Here is a 24,594-nt window from a genome sequence, read left to right as displayed (position 1 = left end):
CACCTGCCCTTGGATCCGCATGCCCTTGGAGAGGAATCCATGAGTACGAATCAGCCTCCACAGCCGAGTGCCGATGAGCCCAGCGGCGCACCCGGCGCGGGCGTACCGGATGCGCGCCGGCGCCGCACCATCCTCATCGCCGTCTGCATCGCCTTGATGGCCGTGATCGCCTCGGTGTCCGGCCTGAACGTCGCCCAGCCCGACCTCGCCGTCTCCTTCGGCGCCTCGCAGAGCACCATCCTGTGGATCATCAACATCTACACGCTCAGTCTGGCCGCCCTGCTCCTGCCCCTGGGCGCGCTCGGCGACCGCTGGGGCCGCAAGCCCATGCTGCTCGCGGGCCTGGCCCTCTTCGGTGTCGCCAATGTGGTGGCCGGTCTCGCGCCGTCAGCCGAAGTCATGCTCGCCGCGCGCCTGTTCAGCGGTGTCGGCGCGGCGATGATCATGCCGATCACGCTGGCCGTCATCACCTCCACGTTCCCCAAGGAAGAACGCGGCCGGGCGATCGGCGTCTGGACAGGCGTAGCCGGAGGCGGCGGCATCCTGGGCATGTTCCTCTCCGCCGCCCTGGTCGACGTGGCGAACTGGCGCTGGCTGTTCGTGCTGCCCGTCGCGCTGGTCGCCGTGGCCCTCGCCATGGCGCTGCGGTCCGTTCCCAACTCCCGTGAGAAGTCCCGGCACGCTTTCGACACCGTCGGCGCTCTGACCTCCGTCGTCGCGGTGGTCGGTCTCATCTTCGTCCTTCAGGAGGGGCCCGAGCGCGGCTGGACCGCGCCCGTGACCCTGCTCGGCCTCGCCGCCGGTGTCATCGCCGCCGTCGGCTTCGTGGCCTGGGAACTGCGCCGCGGGGATGCCGCGCTCCTGGACGTGCGCCTGTTCGGCGAGCGCTCGCTGGCCGGCGGCTCGGTCACGCTCCTGGCGGTCTTCGGTGTCCAGGCGGGCATCTTCGTGGTCCTCTTCCCCTTCCTCCAGGCCGTGCTCGGCTGGTCGGGCCTGCTGTCCACGCTGGCCCTGATGCCCATGGCCGTGCTGATGATGATGGCCTCGGGCCTGGCCCCCAAGCTGGCCGCGCGCATCGGCGCCCGCTCCACCATGGCGGCAGGGATCTTGTTGGCCGGGGTCGGTCTGGCGCTCATGGCCGCCTTCGTCTCCGTCGACGGCGGCTACCTCTCCGTCCTTCCCGGCATGCTCGCCATGGGGACCGGCATGGGCCTGTCGATGACCCCCTCGACCGAGGCCATCACCGGCTCCCTGCCGCGTGAGCGCCAGGGCGTTGCCTCCGCACTCAATGACGTCACCCGGGAGTTCGGGACCGCGCTGGGCGTCGCCCTGCTCGGCGCACTGCTGTCCTCCGGATACCGCAGCGCCATCGACTCCCGGCTCGAAGGCCTTCCCCGGGGTGCTGCCGACACCGCACGCGAAGGCATCGCCAACGCCGTCGGCGCCGCGGACGGGGCCGGTGCCCATGGCCGGGCGCTGTTCCGTGCGGCCCAGGAGTCGTTCGTCGACGGCTGGCAGCAGGCCATGTGGGCGGGCGTCGCCGTCATGGCCGTGCTGTTCCTGTACGTCGTGGCGCGAGGGCCGCAGGGCGGGGGTGGAACGGCTGAGGGTTCCGACGACACGACCGATGAGTTCCGTGCCGTCGCGTCGTCTGCACGGTGAGGACGTCTTCCTTCCGCACCCGTGGGAGGCGCCTGAGCCGACGATGAGATGACGACAAGGAACGTGGACACCGTGGACCAGGAGAACGTGAGCGCCACCCTGACTGTCGCCGCGCCCGCCGAGAGGGTGTTCGCGGTCCTCGCGGACCCGACGGCCCACTCTTCGATCGATGGCACCGGCTGGGTCCAGAAGGCCGCCGACCGGGCGCCGCTGACCGAGGCGGGTCAGGTCTTCCGGATGGGCATGTACCACGCCAACCATCCGGACGGGGACTACCAGGTGGCCAACAAGGTCCAGGTACTCGACCCGCCGCGCGCCATCGGCTGGCTGACGGGGGAGGAGAAGGAGGACGGCCACCTGGAGTTCGGGGGCTGGAGCTGGCGTTACGACCTGGTGCCGCTCGGTCCGTCCGAGACTGAGGTCACGCTCACGTACGACTGGTCCGCGGTCCCGCAGTTCATCCGGGAGTACCTCCAGTTCCCGCCGTTCGGCCCCGAGCATCTCCCCACGTCGCTGCACCACCTGTCCGAGCTCGTCTCCGGCAGGTGAGGCCCAGCAGGCGAACCGGAAGGGAGTGCCTGTCCGGCCGCCTGCGGCACCACCGGGCCCTCCGCGGCAGGAAATCCCAACTGAAGGAGTGATCTATGCGCTCGGAGGAGTGACGCTCCTTGCTGGGCCGCCGCCCGTGTTGTGACCATCGCCGGATGGACGGACAGAAGCGGAAGGCCCAGCTGGATGGCGTCGCCGAGACGACGCTATGGACGTTGCACCACCGCGCTCTGGCCGCGAAGGACCCTGGCTCGGCACTGCTCGACCCGAAGGCGATCGAGGTGATCGACGCCGTCGACTACCCCTTCGAGCGGCGGTTCGGCACGGGCAACTGGGGCTATGCGCAAGGGATGGCCGTACGCGCACGCTGTTACGACCGCGAGGTGCGCCGGTTCCTCAGGGACCACCCGGACGGCACGGTCGTCTCGCTCGGAGAGGGCCTGGAGACGCAGTTCTGGCGGGTGGACAACGGCAGGGTGCACTGGCTCGGGGTCGACCTGCCCGAGGTCGCGGCGCTGCGGAAGCGGCTGCTGCCGGACGCGCCGCGCCACCGCACCCTGCCCTGTTCGGCCACCGACACACGGTGGATGGACGAGGTCGACGCCTCGCGCGGGGTGCTGATCCTCGCCCAGGGGATGCTGATGTATCTCCCGCGGGACGTGGTGCACCGGCTCATCGAGGGGTGCGCCGCCCGCTTTCCCGGAGCGGAGCTCGTCTTCGACACCCCGCCCGCCTGGATGGCCGCCCGCACCGAACGGGGCCGGTGGAAATACCCCGCTGGGTACCGGCCGCCGCCGATGCTCTGGGGGATGACGCCGAAGGAGCAGCGGAAGCTGCGCGCGGTGCACCCGAACGTCGCCGCCGTGCGAGCGGTGCGTGAACCCCGGGGCCGGGGCTTCCTCTGCGGGTGGCTCCTGCCCCTGGCCAACTTTCTTCCCGCGGTCCGCACGCGCAGACCACTGTGGGTCACACGCGTGTCGTTCGGCCCGACGAAACATCACCAAGGAGTCAGCAGATGACGGATCGCCTGGAAGCCGAGCGGGAGCAAGCCCCCCTGTGGGGGCCGCGAGAGCCGTGCCAGGCGCTGGTCGACGAACGGCCACCGGCCGTCTCCGAGCAGCGTTCCGTTCTCATCGAAGGCGCCACGCTGCGCCTGCGGGAATTCCTGCCCAGCGACGTCGAGGGCGTACTCGGCATCTTCGGTGACCCGCGCACGACCCGCGAGTTCGGCATGCCGCCCTTCCGGCGCCCCGACGCTGCGGCACTGGTCGAGCAGGCCAGGGAAGGTGCGCGGCGCACTCCGCGCTCGCACTACCGACTGGGCGTCAGCGAGATCGCCACGGGCGAGTTGATCGGCTCGGCGAAGCTGATCGTCGAGGACCAGTCGGGCGAAGGCGGAATGGTCCGCGTCGGCTACCGCAGCGCAGAGGTGGGTCTGGCACTGCGCGCCGATCGGGTCAGCGTGGGCCACAGCGTCGAGATCGGCTACCTGCTGGGTGTCCTTGGCTTCGACCGGCTCGGACTGCACCGCGTCTGGTCGGGATTCATGCCGTCCAACGTCGCCGCGCAGCGGGCCATCGAGAAGGCGGGCATGGTCCGCGAGGGACGGTTGCGGCACTACGGCCATGTCGACGGTGTGTGGCACGACATCGTCCAGTACTCCATTCTCGAGGACGACTGGAAGGCCCTGCGCGGCCACTGACGACTTGCGACGGCGTCTGCCGCACGGGCAGCTGTCGCTGCGCCCCCGGGAGTTGTGCCGCGCCACCGCCGCTCGGCGCGCCCACCCTATATGTCTCTTACTTGCCGATATGCATGACCCATGACCGTTTTGGTCCTGGCCCACTTCGTCGTCGCGCTCTGCGCCGTCCCGCTCGTCCGCCGCTTCGGCCCGCGCGCCTTCGTCGGGCTCGCGCTGCCGCCCGCGGCCGCCCTCGCCTGGGCGCTCTGCCAGTGGGGCACGCTCACCGGCGGCGGAACGCGTGACGAGGCGTGGACGTGGATCGAGGCGTACGACGTCGACGTGGCGTTCCGGCTCGACGCGCTGTCCCTGGTGATGGTGCTGCTCGCCGCCGGGATCGGGGCGCTCGTGCTGCTGTACTGCGTGAGCTACTTCGCCCCGGGGACACGGCAGTTGGGGGCATTCGGCGGGAACCTCCTGGCCTTCGCCGGAGCGATGCTGGGGCTCGTCCTCGCCGACGACCTGATGATCCTGTATCTCTTCTGGGAACTGACGACCGTCCTGTCCTTCCTCCTGATCGGGTACGACAGCGAGAAGCGGGCCGGCCGCCGATCCGCGCTGCAGGCCCTGATGGTGACCTCGGTGGGCGGACTCGCCATGTTCGTCGGATTCCTGATGCTGGGTCACGCGGCGGGCACGTACCGGATCTCCCGGATCCTGGATTCGCCACCGGCGGCCAGTGGCACGCTCTCGGCCGCGCTGGTGCTGATCCTGGCCGGGGCGCTCGCCAAGTCGGCGGTGTGGCCGCTGAGTCTGTGGCTGCCGAACGCGATGGCCGCGCCCACCCCGGTCAGCGCCTATCTGCACGCGGCGGCGATGGTGAAGGCGGGCGTGTACCTGGTGGCGCGCCTTGCCCCCGCGTTCGCGGACGTCGCGCCGTGGCGGCCGGTGCTCCTGACGCTTGGCACGGCGACGATGCTGCTCGGCGGCTGGCGCGCGCTGCGACTGAACGACCTCAAGCTCGTGCTCGCCTACGGGACCGTCAGCCAACTCGGCTTCCTGATCGTGCTCGCGGGCGACGGCACCTACAACACCGCGCTCGCGGCCATCGCGATGATCCTGGGGCACGCGCTGTTCAAGGCACCGCTGTTCCTGGTGACCGGGATCGTCGATCACGCGGCGGGAACACGCGATCTGCGGCGGCTGTCCGGTGTGGGGCGGTCGCTGCCCTGGGTGGCCGCGGTCGCCGTCGTCGCGGGCGCGTCGATGGTCGCGCTGGTGCCGCTGCTCGGATTCGTGGCGAAGGAGGCCGCGTTCGAGGCGCTGTGGCACGGCAGCGTCGCCGAACGGTGGGTGCTCGCCCTGATCGTCGTCGGCTCCGCGCTCACCACCGCGTACACGCTGCGCTTCCTGTGGGGTGCGTTCGCCCGCAAGCCGGGGCTCGCCGACACCGCCGTGCACCGCGTCGGTCCCGCCTTCCTCGCGCCGCCCGCCTTGCTCGCCGTCGCCTCCCTGCTGCTCGGTCCGGGGGTCGGATGGGTGGTGCCTCTCTTCGAGGCGTACGCGGCGCAGTACCCCGTCCCGCCGCACCCCTACCACCTCGCGCTGTGGCACGGGTTCGGGCCCGCGCTCGGTCTGTCCGCACTCGCCTGGGTGGGTGGCGCGGCGCTGTTCGCGGGCCGGGGAGAGGTGGTGCGCCTTGGGCGGCGGCTCGCGTGGCCGAAGGCGGACGAGGGGTTCGGGAGGATCGTGCTCGGCGTGGAACGGACGGCACTGCAGGTGACGGGCGCGGTGCAGAAGGGATCGCTGCCCGCGTACGTCGCCACCATCCTGGGCGTCATGCTCGCCGGGCTCGTCGCGGTCCTCGTCACGGACCGGCCCTGGCACGGCGCGCCCTCACCCCGCGTCTGGGACACCCCGTGGCAGGCCGGGGTCGCCGCGCTGACCTGCGCGTGCGCCCTGATGTGCCTGACCGTGCAACGCCGCATGAAGGCGGCCGTACTAGCGGGCCTGACCGGGTACGGCACGGCGCTGCTCTACGTCGTCCAGGGCGCACCCGATCTGGCGCTCACCCAGTTCGGCGTGGAGACCGTGTCGACCGTGGTCCTGGTCCTCGTCCTGCGGCGGCTGCCGGTGCACTTCGGGGAGGCGGCGCGGTCGTGGCGCCGCGTGGCCAGTCTGCTGCTCGCGCTCGGCAGCAGCGTCGTGGTCGCCTGCGCGGTGTGGCTCGCGGCGGGGGCGCGGACGGCGGATCCGGCCGGAGCCGCCATGACCGAGGAGACCGCGCACCACGGCCTGAAGGACGTCGTGGCGACGATCCTGGTGGACTTCCGGGCCTGGGACACGATGGGCGAGTCGGCCGTCCTCGCCGTCGCCGTCCTGGGCGTGACGAGCCTGCTGTACGTGCACCGCAGACAGGGGCCGACACCGGGTGCGCCACCCGCGCTGCCCGGCGGGGTGACCGCCTGGTCGCTGGCGGCGCCCGCCATCCAGGTGCCGCTCAAGTACCGCCAGACCGCGCCGGAGCGCAGCTGGCTGATGGCCGGTGACACGCTCGCGCCCGAGCACCGTTCCGTCGTCTTCGAGGTGATCGCCCGCCTCGTCTTCCACCCGATCCTGATGCTGTCGGTGTACCTGCTGCTGTGCGCGGAGAACCTGCCGGGCGGCGGATTCGTCGGCGGGCTCGTCGCGGGAGTGGCCCTGATGATCCGTTACCTGGCGGGCGGGCGACACGAGTTGGAGGCCGCGGCCCCAGTCCATCCCGGCTTCTTCACCGGTCTCGGCCTGGCCCTGTCCACCGGCGTCGCACTCCTGGGCCTGGCCGACGGGACCGTGCTGCACGCCTGGACGTGGCACGGGCGTCTGCCGCTGATCGGAGACTGGCACATGGGCACCGCCGTCCTCTTCGACCTGGGGGTGTATCTGCTGGTCCTCGGCGTGGTCCTCGACGTCGTCCGCGCCCTCGGATCGAAGATCGACCAGCAGACGGAGCACAGGGCCGGGCTCGCGCTCGCCGGGGCGGGGGAGCGGTGACCGTCAGCCTGAGTCTGCTGGTCTGCGCCGTCGTCCTGACCGCCGTCGGCGGGGTCCTCATCCACACCCGCAGCCTGACCCGGGTGCTCATCGGGGTCATCGTGTGCGGCAACGGCGTCAATCTGTTCGTCCTCACCACCACCGGGCGCGCCGGAGTTCCGCCGCTGCTCTACCCGGGCGTCGCCCACACCCGGGTCACCGACCCGCTGCCCCAGGCCATCGTGCTGACCGCCGTCGTCATCACCCTGGCCACCACGGCGTTCGTGCTCGCGATGGTCTACCGCAGCAGCCAGCTCACCGGCTCCGACTTCGTGCCGGACGACGTGGAGGACCGGCGCGTCGTCCTGCGCGCGGAAATCGCGGAGGAGCGCGCCGAACTGCGCGAGCTGCACCGCGGCGAGGGGCCGCGCGCCTGGCGCGACGAACGCCGCGAACAGCGCCGCAGGCTGCGCGCCGACCGTGCCTTCCAGGCCCGCGCCCGGGACGCCACCGGCGACCTGTGGGACGACATCCTCGGCGCGGACCCGCCCCGACCGCCAAGCCCCGCACGGCAGGAGAACGACCCCCGGTGAACGCCCTCGTCCCGCTGCCCGTCGTGCTGCCGCTGACCGCATGCGGCCTGAGCCTGTTCATCGGGCCCCGGCTGCGCATGCTGCACCGGCTGATCGGCATCGGCGTCCTGGCGGCCGTCCTGGTCGTCGACATCGTCCTCCTCGTCGAGGCCGACCGCGGCGGCCCGCTCGTCGTCCATCTCGGCGACTTCGCCCCGCCGCTCGGGGTGACCCTGGTCGCCGACCGCCTCGCCGCGCTGATGCTGACCGTGTCGGGGGCCATCACCCTGATCGTCCTGATCTACGCACTGGGCCAGGACATGGTCGACCGCGAGGAGCGCGCTCCGACCGCCGTCTTCCACCCCGCCTATCTGGTCCTGGTCTCCGGGGTGTCGCTCACCTTCCTCGCCGGCGACCTCGTGAACCTCTACGTCGGCTTCGAGATCATGCTGATGGCCAGCTTCGTGCTGCTCACGGTGGGCGGCACCGAACCGCGCCTGCGGGCCGGTTCGACGTACGTCGTCGTCTCCCTCGTCTCGTCGCTCGTGTTCCTCGCGGGCATCGCGGTCGCCTACGCGGCCTGCGGCACCGCCAACTTCGCGCAGCTCGCCGTCCGCCTGGCCGAACTGCCCCTCGGTGTACGGACGTTGATCGAGGCGCTGCTCCTTACCGTGTTCGGGGTGAAGGCCGCCGCCTTCCCGGTGGCCGCCTGGCTGCCCGACTCCTATCCGACCGCGCCCGCCCCGGTGACGGCCGTCTTCGCGGGACTGCTCACCAAGGTCGGCGTGTACTCGATACTGCGCGCCGAGACCCTGCTGTTCCCCGGCAACCGGCTCTCCACGCTCCTGATGGCCGTGGCGTTCGCGTCCCTGCTGATCGGCATCCTCGGCGCGGTCGCCCAGACCGACCTCAAGCGGCTGCTGTCCTTCACGCTCGTCAGCCACATCGGCTTCATGCTCTTCGGGCTCGCGCTCGGCAGTCGCGGCGGCATCGGCGGCGCCATCGTCTACACGGCGCACCACATCACCGTACAGACGACGTTGTTCCTGGCCGCAGGGCTGCTCGAAAGACGCTATGGGACAACGGAGTTGACGCGGCTGGGGGGCGCTGCACGCACCGCGCCCCTGCTGGCCGCGCTGTGGTTCGTGCCCGCCATGAACCTCGCCGGGATCCCGCCGCTGTCCGGCTTCCTCGGCAAGCTGGGGCTGATGCGGGCGGGTGCCGCGGAGGGCGGGAGCGCCGCGTACGTGCTGCTCGGCGCCTGCGCCGTCGCCAGCCTCCTGACGCTGTATGTGATGGCCAAGGTGTGGAACCTGGCGTTCTGGCGGGCCGCACCCTCCCAACTCCCGCTGGAGGGAACCGTGTTGGAGGACATCGATGACGACGAGGATTCCGTGGTCGCCGTGGGCGCCGGGAACGGAGGCGCGGTGGCCGTCGCCCCCGCCGCCGTCTGCGTGCGCACCACGGCCCGTGTGCCGCGCGTGATGATCGCCGCGACCGTCGGTGCGGTGCTGCTCGGGCTGTCCTACACCGTGCTCGCCACGCCCCTGACGGGTCTGGCCGACCGCTCGGCCGCTGAACTCCTGGCCAGGACCCCGTACATCACGGCGGTGCTCGGCCCGTGAGCTCCGCCGACCCCAAGGGCCGCCCGCGCCGCCTGGACCTCTCCCTGATCGCCTGGCTCACGGTGATCTGGATGCTGCTGTGGTCGGGGCCGACCTGGGGCAACCTGGTCAGCGGCGTCCTGGTCGCTGTCGCGCTCTGCCTCGTCTTCCCGCTGCCGGCTGTCGACCTCGCGCTGCGCCTGCGCCCGCTGGGCATCGTGCGCCTTGCCGGGTACCTGGTGTACGACATGGTGGCTTCCAGCGCCACGGTGACCCGCCAGGCGCTGAGCGGCCGCAGGCGCCCCGCCGCGGTGATCGCCGTCCAACTGCGGTGCCGCACCGACCTGATGATCGCCGCGACCGCCGTCGCCGTCTCGTGCGTGCCGGGTGGCGCCCTGGTCGAGGTGAACGGCGCCACCGCCACCTTGTACCTGCACATGTCCGACGCCGACGACCGCGACGCGGTGCGCCGAACCCGCCGTGACGTATGGCGACTTGAGGCACTGGTCGTGCGGGCCTTCGGCACCCGTGACGAGATCGAGCGCGTCGCCGTGGACCCCGAGCCCCCGTCTCCCGCACGAAAGGATCCCCGGCCATGACCGCCCTGGACAACATCCTGCTCGACGCCGCCCTGGCGGTGATCCTGCTCGCGGGCGCACTTCTCCTGATCCGTGTCTGGCGCGGCCCGTCCATGCTCGACCGTGCGGTGGGCGTCGATGTCGCGGCGGCGCTGATGGTCGCCGGAATCGGAGTACAAGCGGCCTCCACCCGCACCCGCTACTACCTGTCGATCATGCTGGTGATCGCCTTCCTCGGCTTCACCAGCTCGGTGGGCATCGCCCGCTTCATCGCCGTACGCGACCGCCCGACCCCGCGTCCCGTCCCGCGTCCCGTCCCGCCCAAGGAGGGTCCGTGACCGCCTGGCACGACGCGGCCGACCTCGCCGGAGCGGCCCTGCTCCTCCTCGGGGCCCTGGTCTGCCTGACCGGAGTCATCGGCCTGCTGCGGCTGCCCGACGTCCTCGCCCGGAGCAGCGCCGCGACCAACCCGCAGACGCTCGGCATCCTCCTGCTCACCGCGGGCGTCGCACTGCGGCTGCGCTCGTGGGCCGACCTGGGCACGCTCGCCCTGGTGGTGTTCTTCCAACTCCTGACCAACCCCGTCGCCGCGCACCTGGTGGCACGCGTGGCCTACCGCACGGGACAGACCGGCGACTGCGCCCTGCTCTTCGACGAGCTCGCCGGGTCGGAGCCGGACCGGCGGAACTGACGAGGGAGGAGAGCGGAGAGGGCAGAATCCAGGACTGTGAAGATCAGTGAGCGTGAACTGAACCGGGCGACCCTCAGCCGTCAACTGCTCCTGGAGCGTGAGCCCTTGACCGTCCAGGACGGCGTGCGACGCGTGGTCGCGCTCCAGGCGCAGCACCCGGCATCGCCGTACCTCGCCCTGTGGAACCGGCTCGCCGGTTTTTCCGCGGCTGAGCTCGATGCCGCGTTCGCCGGGCGTTCCGTGGTCAAGGCGACCCTGATGCGGATCACGCTGCACGCCGTGCACGCCGAGGACTACCCCGCTTTTCGCTCGGCGCTGCAGCCCACGCTGTACGCCTCCCGGCTCGGGTCCCGCTTCGCCGCCGCGGGACTCAGCCCCGCGGATGCCGACGAACTGGTGCCGGAGTTGCTGGACTTCGCCCGTCGGCCGAGGACCTCGGCACAGATGCAGGCATGGGCCGAGGAGCGGTTCGGTGCCGAGAAGAAGGACGGGGCGTGGTGGGGGCTGAAGGGATACGCGCCGTTGCACCATGCCCCGACGGATGCGCCCTGGTCGTTCGGTCACCGGCCGTCCTTCGTCGCGGCCCCGGGCGGATTCACCCCTACGGGCCGGGCGGTGGATCCTCAGGCGCTGCGGACCCTGATCCTGCGATATCTGGCGGGGTTCGGGCCCGCTTCGGTCGCGGACGTGGCGCAGTTCGCCATGGTGCAGAGGGCGCCCGTCCGTGCGGCGCTCGTCAGTCTGGGTGACGCCGTTGAGCAGCTCCAAGGCCCGGACGGGGGCGTGCTGTTCGACCTCCCGGGTGCTTCGCGGCCACCCGCCGAAACCCCTGCCCCTCCTCGGCTCATGGCCATGTGGGACAGCGTTCTGCTGGCCTACGCCGACCGTGCCCGGGTGATACCCCCGGACTACCGCCCTTGGGTGATCCGGCGCAACGGCGACGTACTGCCCACCTTGCTGGTGGACGGTCAGGTCGCCGGTGTGTGGCGCCCGGTGGACGGTGGGGTGGAGGCCACGGCCTTCCACCCGCTGAGCCCGGACACGTGGGACGAACTCGCCGAGGAGGCCCAGTCCCTGCGGACCTTCCTCGGCGACCGCGATGCGGCGGTCTACAGCCGCTACCACCACTGGTGGGCGAAGCTTCCCGAGGGCGAGGCACGCATGCTGTAGTCGACCGTCCCGGATCAGGCCTCCCGGCGCGAGGTCGCGGTCAGCGAGCCGAGGAGGGTGAGTGCCTCGCTGCTGGGTGAGGCCGGCTCCGCGTGGTAGATGACGAGTTCCTGGCCCGGGGCCGCACGGACGTCGAAGGTCTGCATGGTCAGCGTCAGCGGCCCGACCTCGCGGTGCTCGAAGCTCTTGCGTTCCAGCGCCTTGCCGCGGGCGTCGTGACGGGACCACAGGTCGGCGAAGTGCGGGCTCTGGTCCAGTAGTTCACCGAGCACTCGGCGCACCCGCGGGTCGTCGGGCGCCGTGCCGTGGCCGAGCCGGAAGCCTGCCACGGAGTTGCGCGCCACCTCGTACCAGTCGCGGTAGAAGGCGCGGGCGTCCGGGTCGGTGAACACGATGTGCAGGAGGTTGCGCGAGTGCGCCCAGCCGTGGAAGAGCGCGTCGGCGATCGCGTTGGACGCCAGCACGTCGTACGCGCGGTTGTAGACGATCGCCGGGTTGTGCGGCCAGGCGTCCATGAGCGCCAGGAGGCTCGGCTCGACCCGGTCGGCCACGGCGGCGGCCCTGGTGCGCGGGCCGATGCCGGCGAGCCGGAACAAGTGCAGGCGGCCGTCCTCGTGCAGCCGCAGGGCGGCGGCCAGGGCATCGAGCACCTGCGCGGAGGGCGTGCGCTCCCGGCCCTGTTCCAGGCGTACGTAATAGTCGGCGCTGACCCCGGCGAGCAGGGCCACCTCCTCGCGCCGCAGCCCCGGCACCCGGCGGTGCCCCGTCGCGGGGAGGTTCACATCGGCCGGGGTGACGTGGGCGCGCCGGGCCGTGAGGTAGGCGCCGAGCTCTGAGCGTGCCATGCGGCCATCGTAGGTCGGGGTCCGCCGCTCTTCCTGGGTGCGCTGCACCCAGGAGGATGCCGCCTCTCCCGCGTGCCCCGCAGCCGGGCCAGGCTCAAGTCCATGACCACACAGCAAGCAGAACAAGCACCGGACAACGCCGCGTCGGCCGGCCGCAAGGTCGTCCTCGTCACCGGCGCCAGCAGCGGCATCGGCGCGGCCGTCGCCGCGCGACTCGTGGAGGAGGGACACCGGGTGGTGGCCGGCGCGCGCCGCACCGACCGTCTGCGGGCCCTGGCGGAGAGCACGGCCGAGGCGGCCGCCCGCTCCGGGGGCAGCCTGCACCCCGTACAGCTGGACGTGACGGACCGCGCGGACGTCGCGGCCTTCGTCCAGGACGCCCGCGAGCGTCATGGACGCGTCGACGTCCTCGTCGCCAACGCCGGGGTCATGCCGCTGTCGCGGCTGGACTCCCTGCTCGTGGACGAGTGGGACCGGATGATCGACGTGAACGTCCGCGGTCTGCTCCACGCGGTCGCCGCGGCCCTGCCCGTCTTCACCGCGCAGGGCGCGGGACACTTCGTCACGGTCGCGAGCATCGGCGCCCATGAGGTCGTGCCCACTGCCGCCGTGTACTGCGCCACGAAGTACGCGGCCTGGGCGATCACCGAGGGGCTGCGCCAGGAGTCCGACCCCTCGATCCGGGTCACGACCGTCTCGCCCGGAGTGGTCGAGTCCGAGCTCGCCGACACCATCACCGACGTCAGCGCTGCCGAGGCCATGCGCGGCTACCGGGCCCACGCGATGGGGCCCGACGCCATCGCCGGAGCCGTCTCGTACGCCCTCGCGCAGCCGTCCGACATTGACGTGAACGAGATCGTCGTACGACCCGTGCGCCAGCGCTGAATCCACCGGAGGATCCCAGCACCTCCGCCTGTACGAACGGCACTTGGCGGCCCGCAGGGGTGTGCGGCTGGGCTGCCCGCGTTGTCAGTGGCTCCGCGTACGGTCTGCGCATGGTTGATCAGCCTTCTTCTTTGCCCTCGGTGCTCGACTTCGCGACCTGGGAGCCCGTGCTGCGGCTTCTGCGGGACGGCCGGGCGGAGGAGGAGGCTGTCCCGGCCATCCGCGTGGGGGGACGGATCGGTCGGGGGAGCTGGAATCTGCCCCTGCGGCGAGAGGACACGCGGGGCGAGACGGAGGCGGTGGAGCGGGTGCGTGAGGCGCTCGTGGCCGCCGGTGTCGAGGACGTCTGGTTCACGGCGAAGATGTCGCCGGACGGCAAGAGCACGCTCCGCCTTCGTGGGGCCAGCCCTGCCGTGGAGTCCGACAGCGGCACCCCGCACCCGGCGCTCCTCCTGGTCGAGGGCGCCGTTCCGCAGCCCTGGCGCCGGGTTCCCGATCCGGTGCCCGCGGCGGTGGCCGCGCCTTCGGCGGATCCGGCATTGCTGGAGCGGACGCTCCGTGAGCGGATGCCCGACGCCATCGGCGCGACGCACGCGGAGATCGCCGCCGCGGAGGCGCGCATCGGCGTCGCCCTGCCGGCGGAGCTCAAGGCGCTCTACCAGGTGACACGGGCACGGTGGGACGACCGGGAGGACTGGGAGGACGACGACGAGGCCGCGGAACGTGCCTGCGAGGCGGTCGGCTGCGAACTCTTCCCGCTGGACGAGCTGTACGTCGCCGACGCGTCCTCCCGCCCGTGCCCTTGGGAGTTCGCGGCGATGGAAGCGGTGGTCACCGCGCCCGACGCCGCGGTGCAGGGCCTGGTCGGCTCGCCCGGCTGGATCGCCTTCGGGGACAACGGCGGTGGCGACCGGCTGGCGGTCGATCTGACGCCAGGACCGTGCGGACACATCGGGCAGATCATCATCCTCAGTCACGAGGGGCACATCGGTGCGTCCCTGGTCGCCGACTCGCTCACCGACCTGGTGATGGGCCGGCCCAGCGAGCGGAGTGGTGACTCGGGCGGAGACCGGCCGCCGGCCGTGGCTCACGTCAACGTCCGCAGCGTGCCGAGCGTCGAGGCCGCCGCCCACCCAGGCCTGGAGGTCCTGTCCATCGGCGTATGGGACGCCGAGCCGCTCAGCCTCGCCCCGGTCATCGGGCTGCCCCGGCTGCGGACCCTCGCCGCCTACCCCGGCACGCTCGCCGACCCCCGGGAGATCGCCGGGCTCACCACGCTGGAGTTCCTGGCGCTCGGCCCGGAGGAATGGCGCCTCCTCCTTGACGCGGGAGCCGTCCCGCGCAGCCTGTCGGCCGCCGTCGTCAAGGTGCACGGCGACGCGGACCCGCTGTCCACCGTGCCCGTCGCCAACGAAATCCTCGCCCTCTGGGACCGGCCCCGGATCATCCGGACCGTCCTCGAAGGCGACCTCGGTCCTGCTTCCCTCGTAGGCTGAATCCCGCACGTGACGGACAGGAGACTGAGGTGGCCGAGACGACGGTGGCCGAGGTGATGGCCGAGCTGGCCGCACTCGAGGACCCGAAGGCACGTGAGGTGAACGAGAGGCACGGCGACGACCACGGCGTGAACCTCACCAAGCTGCGCGCGCTCGCGAAGCGGCTGAAGACGCAGCAGGAACTCGCGCGCGGGCTCTGGGAGACGGAGGACACCGCGGCGAGACTGCTCGCGATCCTGATCTGCCGCCCGAAGGCCTTCGGGCGTGACGAGCTGGACGGCATGCTGCGCCAGGCGCGCACACCCAAGGTGCACGACTGGCTCGTGAATTACGTGGTGAAGAAGAGCCCGCATGCCGAGGATCTGAGCCTTGCCTGGTCCGCCGATCCGGATCCGGTGGTCGCGAGCGCCGGCTGGGCGCTGACCACCGAACGCGTGGCGAAGAAGCCCGAGGGCCTCGACCTCGCAGGGCTGCTCGGCGTCATCGAGGCGGAGATGAAGGACGCCCCGGATCGCCTCCAGTGGGCGATGAACCACTGCCTGGCGCAGATCGGGATCGAGCACGCCGCGCACCGCGCCCGTGCCATCGACATCGGTGAGCGTCTGGAGGTGCTCAAGGACTACCCGACGTCCCCGGGCTGTACGTCTCCGTTCGCGCCCACCTGGATCACCGAACTGGTGCGCCGGAAGCACGAAAAGACGGTGGTCTGACCGACGGCAGATCGTCGGCGCGGGCGGGGGGGGGAAAGCAGCCGACCGGCCGGTCTGCGGCCGCTCAGCCCTTGGGGTGCGTGCCCGGTGTGTGGCCGAAGGTGCGGCGGAAGACGTCGATGAACGCGCTGGCGGACGACCAGCCACACAGATGCGCGACCGCGGTGACGGGCGTGTTCTCGGCCAGCAGGACCAGCGCGCGGTGGAGCCGCAACTGGGTGCGCCACTGCGGGAACGTCATGCCGAGGTCGCCGCGGAACAGCCGGGACAGGGTACGGTCGCTCGCCCCCACCTCACGCCCCAGTTCGGCGAGGGTCCGGCTGTCCGCCGGGTCGGCGCGCAGGATGTCGCAGAGCGTCCGCAGCAGGGGCGCGGCCGGGGTGGGCAGGTGCAGCGGCTCCTGGGGCGAGGCCCGCAGTTGGTCGAGCAACACCGCGCGCAGTCGCGCCCGTTCGGGGCTTTCGTCGCCGGGGGAGTGGGTGTAAGCGACGATCAGTTCGCGCAGCAGCGGGCCCACCGCGAGGACGGTCGGCGTCTCCAGGGCGAGCGGGTTCTCGGGCGCAGGAAGTCCCACCAGGTGCAGTTCGAGTTCACCGTGGGCCTGATGGGCGTGCACGGTGCCGGCCGGGATCCAGATGGCACGGGTGCCAGGGGCGACCCAGGAACCGGCGTCGGTGGTGACGGCCAGGACTCCGCGGCCGGCGTAGACGATCTGGTGGTCGTCGTGGCGGTGGGTGTCGATCGCGGCGCCGGACGCCAGCGACTGGGTGCGGGTCGGGGCGACCGGCTCATGGCGGATGTTCGTCATCGTCTGGCAGATTATCGGAAGTGCGACACGGTCCCCGGCGTCGACCATGACGGGGTGCGAAGGAATACACCCATCACCCTGTTGTCCGCCGGGCACGCCTGCGTCGACGTGTACCAGGGCGCCGTCGCGTCCCTGGTGCCGTTCTTCGTCGCCGAGCGCGCCTACAGCTATGCCGCCGTCTCGGGCATCGTGCTCGCCGCTTCCCTGCTGTCGTCGGTGGCGCAACCGGTGTTCGGTGTGCTCACCGACCGCTGGGCGATGCCGTGGTTGCTCCCGGTCAGCACGCTGCTGGGCGGTGTGGGCATCGCGCTGAGCGGGGTGAGCGGCTCCTACGCGCTGACCCTCGTGTTCGTGGCCGTGTCCGGGGTGGGCGTGGCCGCCTATCACCCCGAGTCCGCGCGGGTCGCCCGGCTTGCTAGCCGGGGCAGCCATAGGGGGATGGGCTGGTTCTCGCTCGGCGGCAACATCGGCTTCGCGGTGGCCCCGCTCATGGTCGCGGCTGTCGTTGCCACGGGAGGTCTGCGCCTGACGCCACTGCTGGTGCTGCCGGCGCTCGTCGGTGCGGTGCTGTGCCTGCCCGTGCTGCGGGCGATGGAGCGGCAGAAGGCCGCCGGGACCGGTACGGAGGTACCGGCGGGAGACGACGACAAGGCGTCGTTCGTGAAGCTGTCGCTGGCCGTGGTGTGCCGGTCGATCGTCTTCATCGGCCTGAGCACCTTCCTCTCCCTGTACGCCAAGGAACGTATGGGCGGCAGCACGGTGGCAGGTACTGCGGCGCTGTTCGTGCTCTACCTCGGTGGCGCGGTGGGCTCCGTACTGGGCGGCGCGCTGGCCGACCGCTGGGACCGAGTCACCGTTGCCCGCTGGTCGTACCTGCTCTCGGTCGGATGGGTCGCGGGTGTGGTGTTCGTGCCCGGCCCGGCGTTCTACCTGTTCGTGGCGCTCACCTCGGCCGGCCTGTACGTCCCGTTCTCGCTGCAGGTCACGCTGGGGCAGGACTACCTGCCCTCCCGCATCGGGACCGCCAGCGGGATCACGCTCGGACTGACGGTCAGCATCGGCGGTCTGGCGAGCCCTCTCATCGGCAGCATCGCCGACGCGACGTCCCTGAAGACCGCCCTGGCGCCCCTGGTCCTGATGCCCGCACTGAGCTGGCTGCTGTTCCGCACCCTGCCCGAGCCCACCGTGCCGCAACGCGCGGATGTGGCTCGCGCGCAGGGAGACGGCGCCGACGCGGCGCTCTCTCCTGCCGGCCCCGACCACGGCTGACACCCGCGCGCCGCACCCGCACGCCGCTCGCCGTGTGTCACAGATCGTCGACAGCCCCAACCGAACAGCCAACCGAGCAGACGGATCTCCTCTCTTGGGGAACGGACCGAGAAACCCAACTCCACCGTGTGCAGCCATTACTGAGGAGACATCCACCATGCCCAGGGCACTCACTCCTTCCATGAGCCGGCGTCTCCGCGGCCGCGCCGCGGGCCTCGCGGTGGCCGGCACGGCCCTCGTCATCGCCGCCCCGATCCCGGCGACGGCCGTGGTCGGCCAGGCCAGTGCCGCATCGGCCGACCCGGTCTCCGTCCTGAAGTACACCGCGCAGGAACGCCAGGAAGCCCTCGCCTACTGGACGCCCGCCCGCATGAAGGCCGTGGGGAAGTCCGTGGACCTCGGACCGACAGGACCGAAGGCCAAGCCGTGGCGGGGCACCACCCTGAAGACCGTGGGGCGGCTGTTCTTCGTCAACGCGAACGGAGCCGACACCTGGTGCACGGCCACCGCCGTGAAGAGCGACAACCGCTCTGCCGTGATGACCGCGGCCCACTGCGTACGCCGGGGTTCCTCGCCCGGCAACACCAACATCTCCATGGTGTTCGTCCCCGCCTACAGCAAGGGCAAGGCTCCGTACGGCGCGTTCGCGGTCCGCTCGGCCGCGTCCCCGCGCACCTGGGAGACGGACTCCACCAACGACATGTCCGCGCTGACCGTCGACAGCGACAAGAACGGCAAGAAGCTCACCGACGTCGTGGGCGGCCAGGCCGTCGCCTTCAACCGCCCCGTCGGCGGCACCATCTCCTCCTTCGGCTACTCCGCCACCCGCCCGCAGCTGGGCGAGGAACTCCTGCGCTGTGTCGGCACGGCGAAGAAGGAGAACGGCACACAGGCCATCCCTTGCGACATGAGCGGCGGCTCCAGCGGCGGCCCATGGCTGGCCGACTTCAACACCACCACAGGTAAGGGCACCTTGGTCTCGGTCAACAGCTCGCTGGACTCCCTGACGCCGACCAAGATGTACGGAGAGGTGTGGGGCGCCACGGCCAAGAAGGTGTACGACCGGGCCCAGCGAGGCTGACACAGCCTGCCCCTCATCGGTCGCCCGCGGGATTCAGGGCCGCAGGGAGTAGCAGTGAAAACTGGGATCGATCTTGCTGACACGGACCTGCGACCAGCCGGTGGCGAGCAGTTCGGCGTCGCCGGCAGTGATGTCCCATGGCCTGGGCGTTCCTTGAGCCGGGTCGTGGACGGAGGTGGCCACCCAGAAGATGCCGCCGGGCACCAGCAGATGGCGTACGCGGGAGAGGAAGGCGGGCTTGTCGGCCACCCAGCGGTAGACGAGGCGGCAAGCGACGACAGCGAAGGCAGGGCTGGGCAGGCGGGTGAGGTCGTCGGCGTCGAAGTCGAAGCGGCGGACGTCGAGGTCCGGCTGGTTCCGGCGGGCTTTGGTCACAGCGGTGGGGGCACAGTCGATGCCGGTGGTCCGGTAGCCGAACTGGGCGAGCCGCCTGGTCAGTTCGCCCTCTCCGCAGCCGATGTCGAGCGCGGGTCGGCCGCGGCCTTCACCGAGCTGTAGACGCAGCGCCTTGGCTTCCGCCTCGCAGATGGTCCGGTAGCGGCGGCCCTGCTGCCAGATCGGCTCCCAGTAGCTGCGGGCGTCTTGGGGCGCCTCCGGTGGCTCGGGCAGGCTCATGCCGCCGTACGTGGACGGGAGGGGAGTCGGGGTGGTGTCTGCCGGCACGGCGATCCCTTCGGGAGGTGGGTTCGCGAACGGCCGCTCGCGGGAGGGCGACGGCCTCACCGAAGGCCTCGCCCGCGTTCAAGCAGCTTCCCATCAAGGCGAGTTGTCTGGAGTGAGAGGAGAGGGAGAGGCCCGTGTGGGCAGGCTGTGATCGCATCCTCAGTCGACGCGCGCGGCCAACCCCGCGAGACCGGTGTCGCACATGATGCGCTCGACCGTGTCGGCAAGGGTGCTGTCGGCTCCGATGACGGTCTCGACGCCATCGGGGAGCAGGTCGCGCTCGCGATACCAGTCACGCAGTTCCCGCTCGGTGACCTGGGCCAGATAGTCGGGATCGGCCTTCGAGGCGTGCCGGGTCACCGTCTCCTCGATCGGGATGTCGAGGTAGTAGCAGCTGGATACTCCGCGGTGGTCGCCGAGCAGACCTGCAAGCATGTCTCCGTATCGGTCGGCGTACAGGATGCCCTCGACCACCACGTGGTAGCCGGCGTCCAGCGAGTAGCGGACGACCATGTCGATGAGGCCGATGTTGGCGCCGCCAGGCACATCTCGCTCCCTCAACACGGTCCGCCTCATGTTGTCCTGGCCGACCAGAGCCAGGCCGCGGCCGAAGCTGGCCCGGATCTCCGCTGCCACCGAGGACTTGCCCGACGCCGAGTTCCCTCGAACGATCACGAGCCGGGTCTCTTCACTTCCCACGATCATTCGGGGCACGCTACCGGTGACGTGCCCGGCATCGTCTGGGGTGAGCTCGCGCTGATGCCGGGCACCTCGGATCCAGCCGGCCGGGCCCCCGTCGGCGCCACGAGGATCAGGCACCTGATGTGCCACATACAACTCGTCCCATAACCTCGTGCAGGGAAACCTCATGTGATGCCGTGGGTTTCCACTTCGAGGAGGCGATGGTGAGCGGAACCGGCGCGCGGTGGCTCGCGGGTGCCATGGTTGTGGCCTGCATGGTGGTTGTCGGGCCCAGCGCACCGGACGGTGTCCCCATCGCCAACCCACTCCCGGCCGGCGCCCCCAAAGATGTCGTACCGAACCGGGTCATGACGTGGAACATCTGCAATCCCTGCAATGCGAGTGGGTACAACGCCGGCCGGGCAGCGGAGATCGCCACGTACGCGCCCCAGGTCGTCGGCCTGCAAGAGGCGTGTGTGCGTGACGTCGAGAGGATCCGGGACCATCTGCAGTACTTGTACGGGCTGGAGTACCACGTCGAGTACGGCTCGGTTGTGCACAGTTGGAGCCGCTGTGGAGGACTGCCCTGGAGCCCGGGGGGCTTTGGCCAGGCTGTGCTTTCGGCGGCGCCCATGACAGACCATGTGAACGTGGAGTACCCCGACGGCGGATCCGAGGACCGTGGGTACATGGCCGTCACCACCCTCGTGGACGGCCGGCCCGTCCGGGTCTTCAACACGCACCTGGCCCAACGGGAGCAGCAACCAGTCCGCGCGGAACAGACCGGCGTACTCGTGGCGGCGGTCGCCCGGCACGACCGCGCGATCGTTCTCGGCGACTTCAACGCGGTGCCGGATGCCCCCGAGCTCACCAGGATGTGGGGTCTGGGCACGGACGTGGACCCCGAGTGCGGTCCGTCGGGCACCGGTACGTGCGAGCCGACCACCGACTGGCGCAGCAAGTTCGACTACATCTTCCTGCGAGGCTTCGTCCCGACCGAACACGGTGTGCATCTCACCCGGTACTCGGACCATGACGTACTGCACGCCGACCTCAAGCCCGCGTAGCCCGGAGGGAGAACCGCATGGAACCAGGAGAACTCCGCCGCGCAGGCGAGGTCGCACGGGCGGTCGCTTCGGAGCTCGGCCTTGAGGTCGACGACGTGGTCGTCGTCCACAACTCGGACCGCGTCGCGCTGCGCCTGGTCCCTTGCGGCGTTCTGGCTCGGGTCGCGCCTTCGGCGCATCTGGCCGACTCCGAGTTCGAAGTACAGGTTGCCCGCCGTCTCGCCGACGTCGACGCCCCGGTGGCCGAGCTCGATCCCCGGGTCGAGCCCCGAGTCCATGTGCGCGATGCCTTCGCCATCTCGCTCTGGACCTACTACGAACCCGTGGGATCAGAGATCGCGCCGGCCGACTACGCGGACGCGTTCCTGCGGCACCATGCCGCCCTGCGCCAGATCGATCTGGACGCACCGCATTTCACGGATCGCGTCACCACGGCACTGAGGGAGGTGAACGACCGGGAGCGGTCCCCCGAACTACCCAGTCCTGAGCGGGAGTTCCTCAGCGCCACCCTCAGTGGACTGAGTGCCGCGATCAGCAGCGACAGAGCCGCCGACCAGCTGTTGCACGGCGAGCCGCATCCGGGCAACCTCCTCAACACGAGCAGAGGGCCGCTCTTCGTGGACCTCGGCACGTGCTGCCGTGGGCCGATCGAGTTCGACCTCGCCCATGCGCCCGAAGAGGTGGGCAAGCACTATGCGGGGGCCGACCACGAACTGATTCACCGGTGCCGCGCCGTGAACTGGGCGCTGTTCTCGGCCTGGCGCTGGCGCCGGGACGACCAGATGCCTGACCGGGACCACTGGAGAGCGGAGGGGCTCGACCGGGTTCGTGCTGCGCTCGATCGCTGCGGGCCGGGCTGAAATCGCGGCAGAGGGGCTGTTGTTGGATCACCGGTCACCGGTCACCGGTCATTGGTTAGCGGGTAGCTGTCATCGATTTCTGTGGGCGCCCCATAGGGGCAGTTGCTCGAAGAGGGTGACCGCCTCGTCGTTCCAGTGCCGGTGCCAGGATCCGGCTTCGGCTGCTGCCGCTTGGGCGTGGTGGTCGATGGCCGTCTGCAGGCGGGTGTGGACGTTGTGGCGGTGGGCGATGTCACGAATGCGGTCGATGGTCTGTGGTGTGCAGTCGGGGTTGCCGAGTGCGGTCTTGACGGTGTCGTGATCGTCGTCGCTCGTGAGGGCAAGGAGCTCGCGGGTCAGATAGGTGTGGCGGCCGGCCCGCAGGTCGGCGCCCTCGGGTTTGCCGGTGATGGCGGGGTCGCCGAAGAGGTCGAGGTAGTCATCGCGCATCTGGCCGCTGAGGCCGGCCAGCCGGGCATAGCGGCGCAGGCTCTGCTCATGTGGCGCCAGGTCCTGGCCCGCGGCCAGGAGGCCGAGGCGCAAGGGGGCCAGGATGGTGTAGCGAGAGGTCTTGTACTCGCACACCGTCTCCAGCAACTCCTCGTCGGCCGAGGAGTTCACGTCGCGTTCGAGGTCGAGGGCCTGGCCGATGACGGTGTCGGTCGTCACCCCGAGCTGGACATCGATCATGGCCTGCTTGCGGTCGGCCGGCAGCTCGGCCCGGAACAGCACACGCAGGGCGAGGAACCCGGCGAGGTCACCCGCCATCATGGCCAGGCCCAGGGCGGCCTGCGGGTGGTTCGGGAGATCCTCGCGGCATGCGTAGTACGTCGACGGGCCACCGCGCCGCATCGGTGAGTCGTCCATGATGTCGTCGAGGATGAGCGCGTGGCTGTGGAGCAGCTCAAGACTCAGTGCGGCTTCTGCGAGCCCCGGTACCTCGTCCCGGGTGACGAGGCCTGCCGCCTCGTAGAGCAGGGCGATCCGGATCCGCTTCCCGCCGCGCAGCGACAACTGCGCGAGCAGTTCCAGACATCGGGGTGGGAAGCGGCCCAGCTGCGCACCGTTGAGGTCACCGGCGAGTTCGGCGAAGTACCTCTCGAAGGACACATCGAACCGCTGCTGGTGACCGGCGGCACGCTCCAGGGCGCTGAGGGCACTGCTGTTCATAGACGTTCGGGCCGACCTTCCTTCATGAAGTGCTGGTGGCCAGCCTGCCATTCGACGGGGAAGCTCCCGTCACTGCACCCTTGAGGACGCACGCCACCGGAAGGCCCCGCCTCGGGGCGACCCCACCGAGAGGACACACATTGAGCGCCACGGTCGTCCGAGAGATCCGTGAGCACATCCCGGCCGACCGGGTGCTCACCGATCCGGACAGCGTCGAGGCCTTCCGCCGTGACCAGGCCGCATGGGCGCCCAGCGGTCGCCCCGCGGCCGTCGTCCGCGCGACGTCCGCCCAAGATGTCGCGGAGACGGTCCGCGCCTGTATCCGTCACCGCACCCCGGTCGTCGCCCGGGGAGCGGGCACCGGACTGTCCGGGGGTGCCAACTCCGGGGACGGGCACGTGGTCGTGGCGCTCGAGGCCATGGACCAGATCGTCGAGGTGAGCCCCCTGGAGCGGCTCGCGGTCGTCCAACCCGGTGTGGTCAACGACCACTTGCGGGCTGCGGTGGCCGAGCACGGGCTCTGGTATCCGCCCGACCCCGCCAGCTCCCCGTGGTCGACCATCGGCGGCAACGTGGCCACCAACGCGGGCGGGGTCTGCTGCGTCAAGTACGGCGTCACCGGTGACTATGTCCTGGCTCTGGAGATGGTCAACGGGCTCGGTGAGATCGTGCGGCTCGGCCGCCGCACCGCGAAGGGCGTCGCGGGCTACGACCTGACGGGACTCGTCGTCGGCTCGGAAGGGACGCTCGGCATCATCACGGAGGTGACCGTCCGCCTGCGGCCCCTGCCGCCGGCCGCGGTCACGGTCGCCGGTCACTTCGATTCCGTCGTCGACGCCGGCGCCGCCGTACGGGCCGTCGCCGCGGCGGGGTTGACCCCGTCGGCGCTGGAACTGATCGACCGGCACTGCCTTCGTGCCGTCGACGCGTGGAAGAACATGGGCCTCTCGGTCGACGCGGACGTGGTGCTCCTGGGCCGGATCGACGAGCCGGGCCAGACCGGTGAAGCCCAGGCCGAGCGCATGGTCGACTGCTTCCGGGAGGCCGGCGCGTCCTGGGCCGAGCGGTCCACCGACGAGCACGAGGCCGACGCCCTGTTCGCGGCCCGCCGGCTCGCCTATCCCGCCCTTGAACGCCTGGGTCCGGTCCTGACCGAGGACGTCTGCGTGCCCAAGGAGCGCATCGCGGAGATGCTCGGCCGCATCGAGAAGACCGCTGCCCGGCACGACATCCTCATCGCCAACATCGCGCACGCCGGTGACGGCAACCTGCACCCGCTGCTGATCACCCAGCCCGGTGACGACGCCGCACGCACGCGCGCCCAGGAGGCTTTCGCCGAGATCATCGCCGACGCCATCGCCCTGGGCGGCACGGTCACAGGAGAGCACGGGGTGGGCCTGCTCAAGCGTCCGGGCCTCGCTGCGGAGATCACGCCGGAGGTCATGGCCATGCAACGGTCCGTGAAGCAGGCGCTCGATCCGTACGGAGTCCTGAACCCCGGAAAGGTGCTGTCCTGAGCGTCGACTGGGGGCGCCGCCGAGCAGGGCACCCGGCGCCGCTG

General features: G+C 70.9%; 24 protein-coding genes. 19 read left to right on the top strand and 5 right to left on the bottom strand.

Annotation, left to right across the window (positions count from 1 at the left end; all coding sequences use genetic code 11):
* Positions 1-39: 39 nt before the first annotated feature.
* The 11 genes from ABZ833_RS01255 to ABZ833_RS01205 all read left to right on the top strand — a co-directional run bounded on the left by ABZ833_RS01255 (position 40) and on the right by ABZ833_RS01205 (position 11,519).
* Positions 40-1,662, top strand: a complete 1,623-nt coding sequence (locus ABZ833_RS01255) for an MFS transporter (RefSeq protein WP_361039388.1) — start codon at positions 40-42, stop codon at positions 1,660-1,662.
* Positions 1,663-1,734: 72 nt separating this feature from the next.
* Complete coding sequence (locus tag ABZ833_RS01250) at positions 1,735-2,211, top strand: SRPBCC family protein (RefSeq protein WP_361039386.1); 477 nt, start codon at positions 1,735-1,737, stop codon at positions 2,209-2,211.
* Positions 2,212-2,366: 155 nt separating this feature from the next.
* Positions 2,367-3,230, top strand: coding sequence for a class I SAM-dependent methyltransferase (locus ABZ833_RS01245; RefSeq protein WP_361039383.1), 864 nt, complete (start codon positions 2,367-2,369; stop codon positions 3,228-3,230).
* Positions 3,227-3,913, top strand: coding sequence for a GNAT family protein (locus ABZ833_RS01240; protein WP_361039380.1), 687 nt, complete (start codon positions 3,227-3,229; stop codon positions 3,911-3,913). The genes ABZ833_RS01245 and ABZ833_RS01240 overlap by 4 nt, the downstream gene beginning before the upstream one ends.
* Before the next feature lie 120 nt (positions 3,914-4,033).
* On the top strand, positions 4,034-6,925 hold the full coding sequence (locus ABZ833_RS01235) for a Na+/H+ antiporter subunit A (protein ID WP_361039377.1): 2,892 nt from the start codon (positions 4,034-4,036) through the stop codon (positions 6,923-6,925).
* A complete protein-coding gene (locus ABZ833_RS01230) occupies positions 6,922-7,497 on the top strand; it encodes a Na(+)/H(+) antiporter subunit C (RefSeq protein WP_361039374.1) in 576 nt (191 codons plus the stop codon). The genes ABZ833_RS01235 and ABZ833_RS01230 overlap by 4 nt, the downstream gene beginning before the upstream one ends.
* Positions 7,494-9,101: a Na+/H+ antiporter subunit D gene (locus ABZ833_RS01225; protein WP_361039371.1), complete on the top strand. Its 1,608-nt coding sequence runs from the start codon at positions 7,494-7,496 to the stop codon at positions 9,099-9,101. The genes ABZ833_RS01230 and ABZ833_RS01225 overlap by 4 nt, the downstream gene beginning before the upstream one ends.
* Positions 9,098-9,679 (top strand): Na+/H+ antiporter subunit E, encoded by a 582-nt coding sequence (locus ABZ833_RS01220; protein ID WP_361039368.1) that lies wholly within the window; start codon positions 9,098-9,100, stop codon positions 9,677-9,679. Before ABZ833_RS01225 ends, ABZ833_RS01220 begins: the two co-directional genes overlap by 4 nt.
* Positions 9,676-9,996, top strand: coding sequence for a monovalent cation/H+ antiporter complex subunit F (locus tag ABZ833_RS01215; RefSeq protein ID WP_361039365.1), 321 nt, complete (start codon positions 9,676-9,678; stop codon positions 9,994-9,996). Before ABZ833_RS01220 ends, ABZ833_RS01215 begins: the two co-directional genes overlap by 4 nt.
* Complete coding sequence (gene mnhG / locus ABZ833_RS01210) at positions 9,993-10,349, top strand: monovalent cation/H(+) antiporter subunit G (RefSeq protein WP_361039363.1); 357 nt, start codon at positions 9,993-9,995, stop codon at positions 10,347-10,349. Before ABZ833_RS01215 ends, mnhG begins: the two co-directional genes overlap by 4 nt.
* Before the next feature lie 36 nt (positions 10,350-10,385).
* Entirely contained in the window at positions 10,386-11,519 is a 1,134-nt protein-coding gene (locus ABZ833_RS01205) for a winged helix DNA-binding domain-containing protein (RefSeq protein ID WP_361039361.1), read from the top strand.
* Between the two features lie 14 nt (positions 11,520-11,533).
* On the opposite strand, the gene ABZ833_RS01200 is transcribed toward ABZ833_RS01205, so the two are convergent.
* Positions 11,534-12,364: a helix-turn-helix transcriptional regulator gene (locus ABZ833_RS01200; RefSeq protein ID WP_361039358.1), complete on the bottom strand. Its 831-nt coding sequence runs from the start codon at positions 12,362-12,364 to the stop codon at positions 11,534-11,536.
* 102 nt (positions 12,365-12,466) lie between these two features.
* On the opposite strand from ABZ833_RS01200, the gene ABZ833_RS01195 reads away from it, so the two are divergent.
* From ABZ833_RS01195 to ABZ833_RS01185, 3 genes are all read left to right on the top strand, one after another.
* Positions 12,467-13,249 (top strand): SDR family oxidoreductase, encoded by a 783-nt coding sequence (locus ABZ833_RS01195; RefSeq protein ID WP_361039355.1) that lies wholly within the window; start codon positions 12,467-12,469, stop codon positions 13,247-13,249.
* A 110-nt stretch (positions 13,250-13,359) separates the two neighbouring features.
* On the top strand, positions 13,360-14,745 hold the full coding sequence (locus ABZ833_RS01190) for an SMI1/KNR4 family protein (RefSeq protein ID WP_361039352.1): 1,386 nt from the start codon (positions 13,360-13,362) through the stop codon (positions 14,743-14,745).
* Between the two features lie 56 nt (positions 14,746-14,801).
* Positions 14,802-15,455 carry a DNA alkylation repair protein gene (locus ABZ833_RS01185; protein WP_361041274.1) on the top strand — a complete coding sequence of 218 codons (654 nt, stop codon included), beginning with the start codon at positions 14,802-14,804 and terminating at the stop codon, positions 15,453-15,455.
* Between the two features lie 64 nt (positions 15,456-15,519).
* Here ABZ833_RS01185 and ABZ833_RS01180 read toward each other — a convergent pair whose 3' ends face one another.
* On the bottom strand, positions 15,520-16,263 hold the full coding sequence (locus ABZ833_RS01180) for a helix-turn-helix transcriptional regulator (RefSeq protein ID WP_361039350.1): 744 nt from the start codon (positions 16,261-16,263) through the stop codon (positions 15,520-15,522).
* Between the two features lie 54 nt (positions 16,264-16,317).
* On the opposite strand from ABZ833_RS01180, the gene ABZ833_RS01175 reads away from it, so the two are divergent.
* Positions 16,318-17,532, top strand: coding sequence for an MFS transporter (locus tag ABZ833_RS01175; protein ID WP_361039347.1), 1,215 nt, complete (start codon positions 16,318-16,320; stop codon positions 17,530-17,532).
* A 181-nt stretch (positions 17,533-17,713) separates the two neighbouring features.
* Positions 17,714-18,613 carry a trypsin-like serine protease gene (locus ABZ833_RS01170; RefSeq protein ID WP_361039344.1) on the top strand — a complete coding sequence of 300 codons (900 nt, stop codon included), beginning with the start codon at positions 17,714-17,716 and terminating at the stop codon, positions 18,611-18,613.
* 33 nt (positions 18,614-18,646) lie between these two features.
* On the opposite strand, the gene ABZ833_RS01165 is transcribed toward ABZ833_RS01170, so the two are convergent.
* Both ABZ833_RS01165 and ABZ833_RS01160 read right to left on the bottom strand, forming a co-directional pair.
* Positions 18,647-19,276 (bottom strand): class I SAM-dependent methyltransferase, encoded by a 630-nt coding sequence (locus ABZ833_RS01165; protein WP_361039341.1) that lies wholly within the window; start codon positions 19,274-19,276, stop codon positions 18,647-18,649.
* A gap of 159 nt (positions 19,277-19,435) precedes the next feature.
* Positions 19,436-19,981, bottom strand: coding sequence for an AAA family ATPase (locus ABZ833_RS01160; protein WP_361039339.1), 546 nt, complete (start codon positions 19,979-19,981; stop codon positions 19,436-19,438).
* A 197-nt stretch (positions 19,982-20,178) separates the two neighbouring features.
* Here ABZ833_RS01160 and ABZ833_RS01155 point away from each other — a divergent pair, with 197 nt between their 5' ends.
* Together ABZ833_RS01155 and ABZ833_RS01150 are read left to right on the top strand one after the other, a co-directional pair.
* Positions 20,179-21,024 (top strand): endonuclease/exonuclease/phosphatase family protein, encoded by an 846-nt coding sequence (locus ABZ833_RS01155; protein WP_361039337.1) that lies wholly within the window; start codon positions 20,179-20,181, stop codon positions 21,022-21,024.
* Between the two features lie 17 nt (positions 21,025-21,041).
* On the top strand, positions 21,042-21,884 hold the full coding sequence (locus ABZ833_RS01150) for a phosphotransferase (RefSeq protein ID WP_361039334.1): 843 nt from the start codon (positions 21,042-21,044) through the stop codon (positions 21,882-21,884).
* Positions 21,885-21,953: 69 nt separating this feature from the next.
* On the opposite strand, the gene ABZ833_RS01145 is transcribed toward ABZ833_RS01150, so the two are convergent.
* A complete protein-coding gene (locus ABZ833_RS01145; protein WP_361039332.1) occupies positions 21,954-23,033 on the bottom strand; it encodes a polyprenyl synthetase family protein in 1,080 nt (359 codons plus the stop codon).
* A gap of 140 nt (positions 23,034-23,173) precedes the next feature.
* Between ABZ833_RS01145 and ABZ833_RS01140 the strand changes: the two genes are divergently transcribed.
* Entirely contained in the window at positions 23,174-24,550 is a 1,377-nt protein-coding gene (locus ABZ833_RS01140) for an FAD-linked oxidase C-terminal domain-containing protein (RefSeq protein WP_361039329.1), read from the top strand.
* The last annotated feature ends 44 nt before the right edge of the window (positions 24,551-24,594 follow it).

This window comes from Streptomyces sp. NPDC047525 (genome assembly GCF_040643025.1).
In the GTDB taxonomy this organism is placed as follows: Bacteria; Actinomycetota; Actinomycetes; order Streptomycetales; family Streptomycetaceae; genus Streptomyces; species Streptomyces durmitorensis.
The sequence above is the reverse complement of the archived record's forward strand: the minus strand, read 5'-3'. Positions and strand labels throughout refer to the sequence as shown.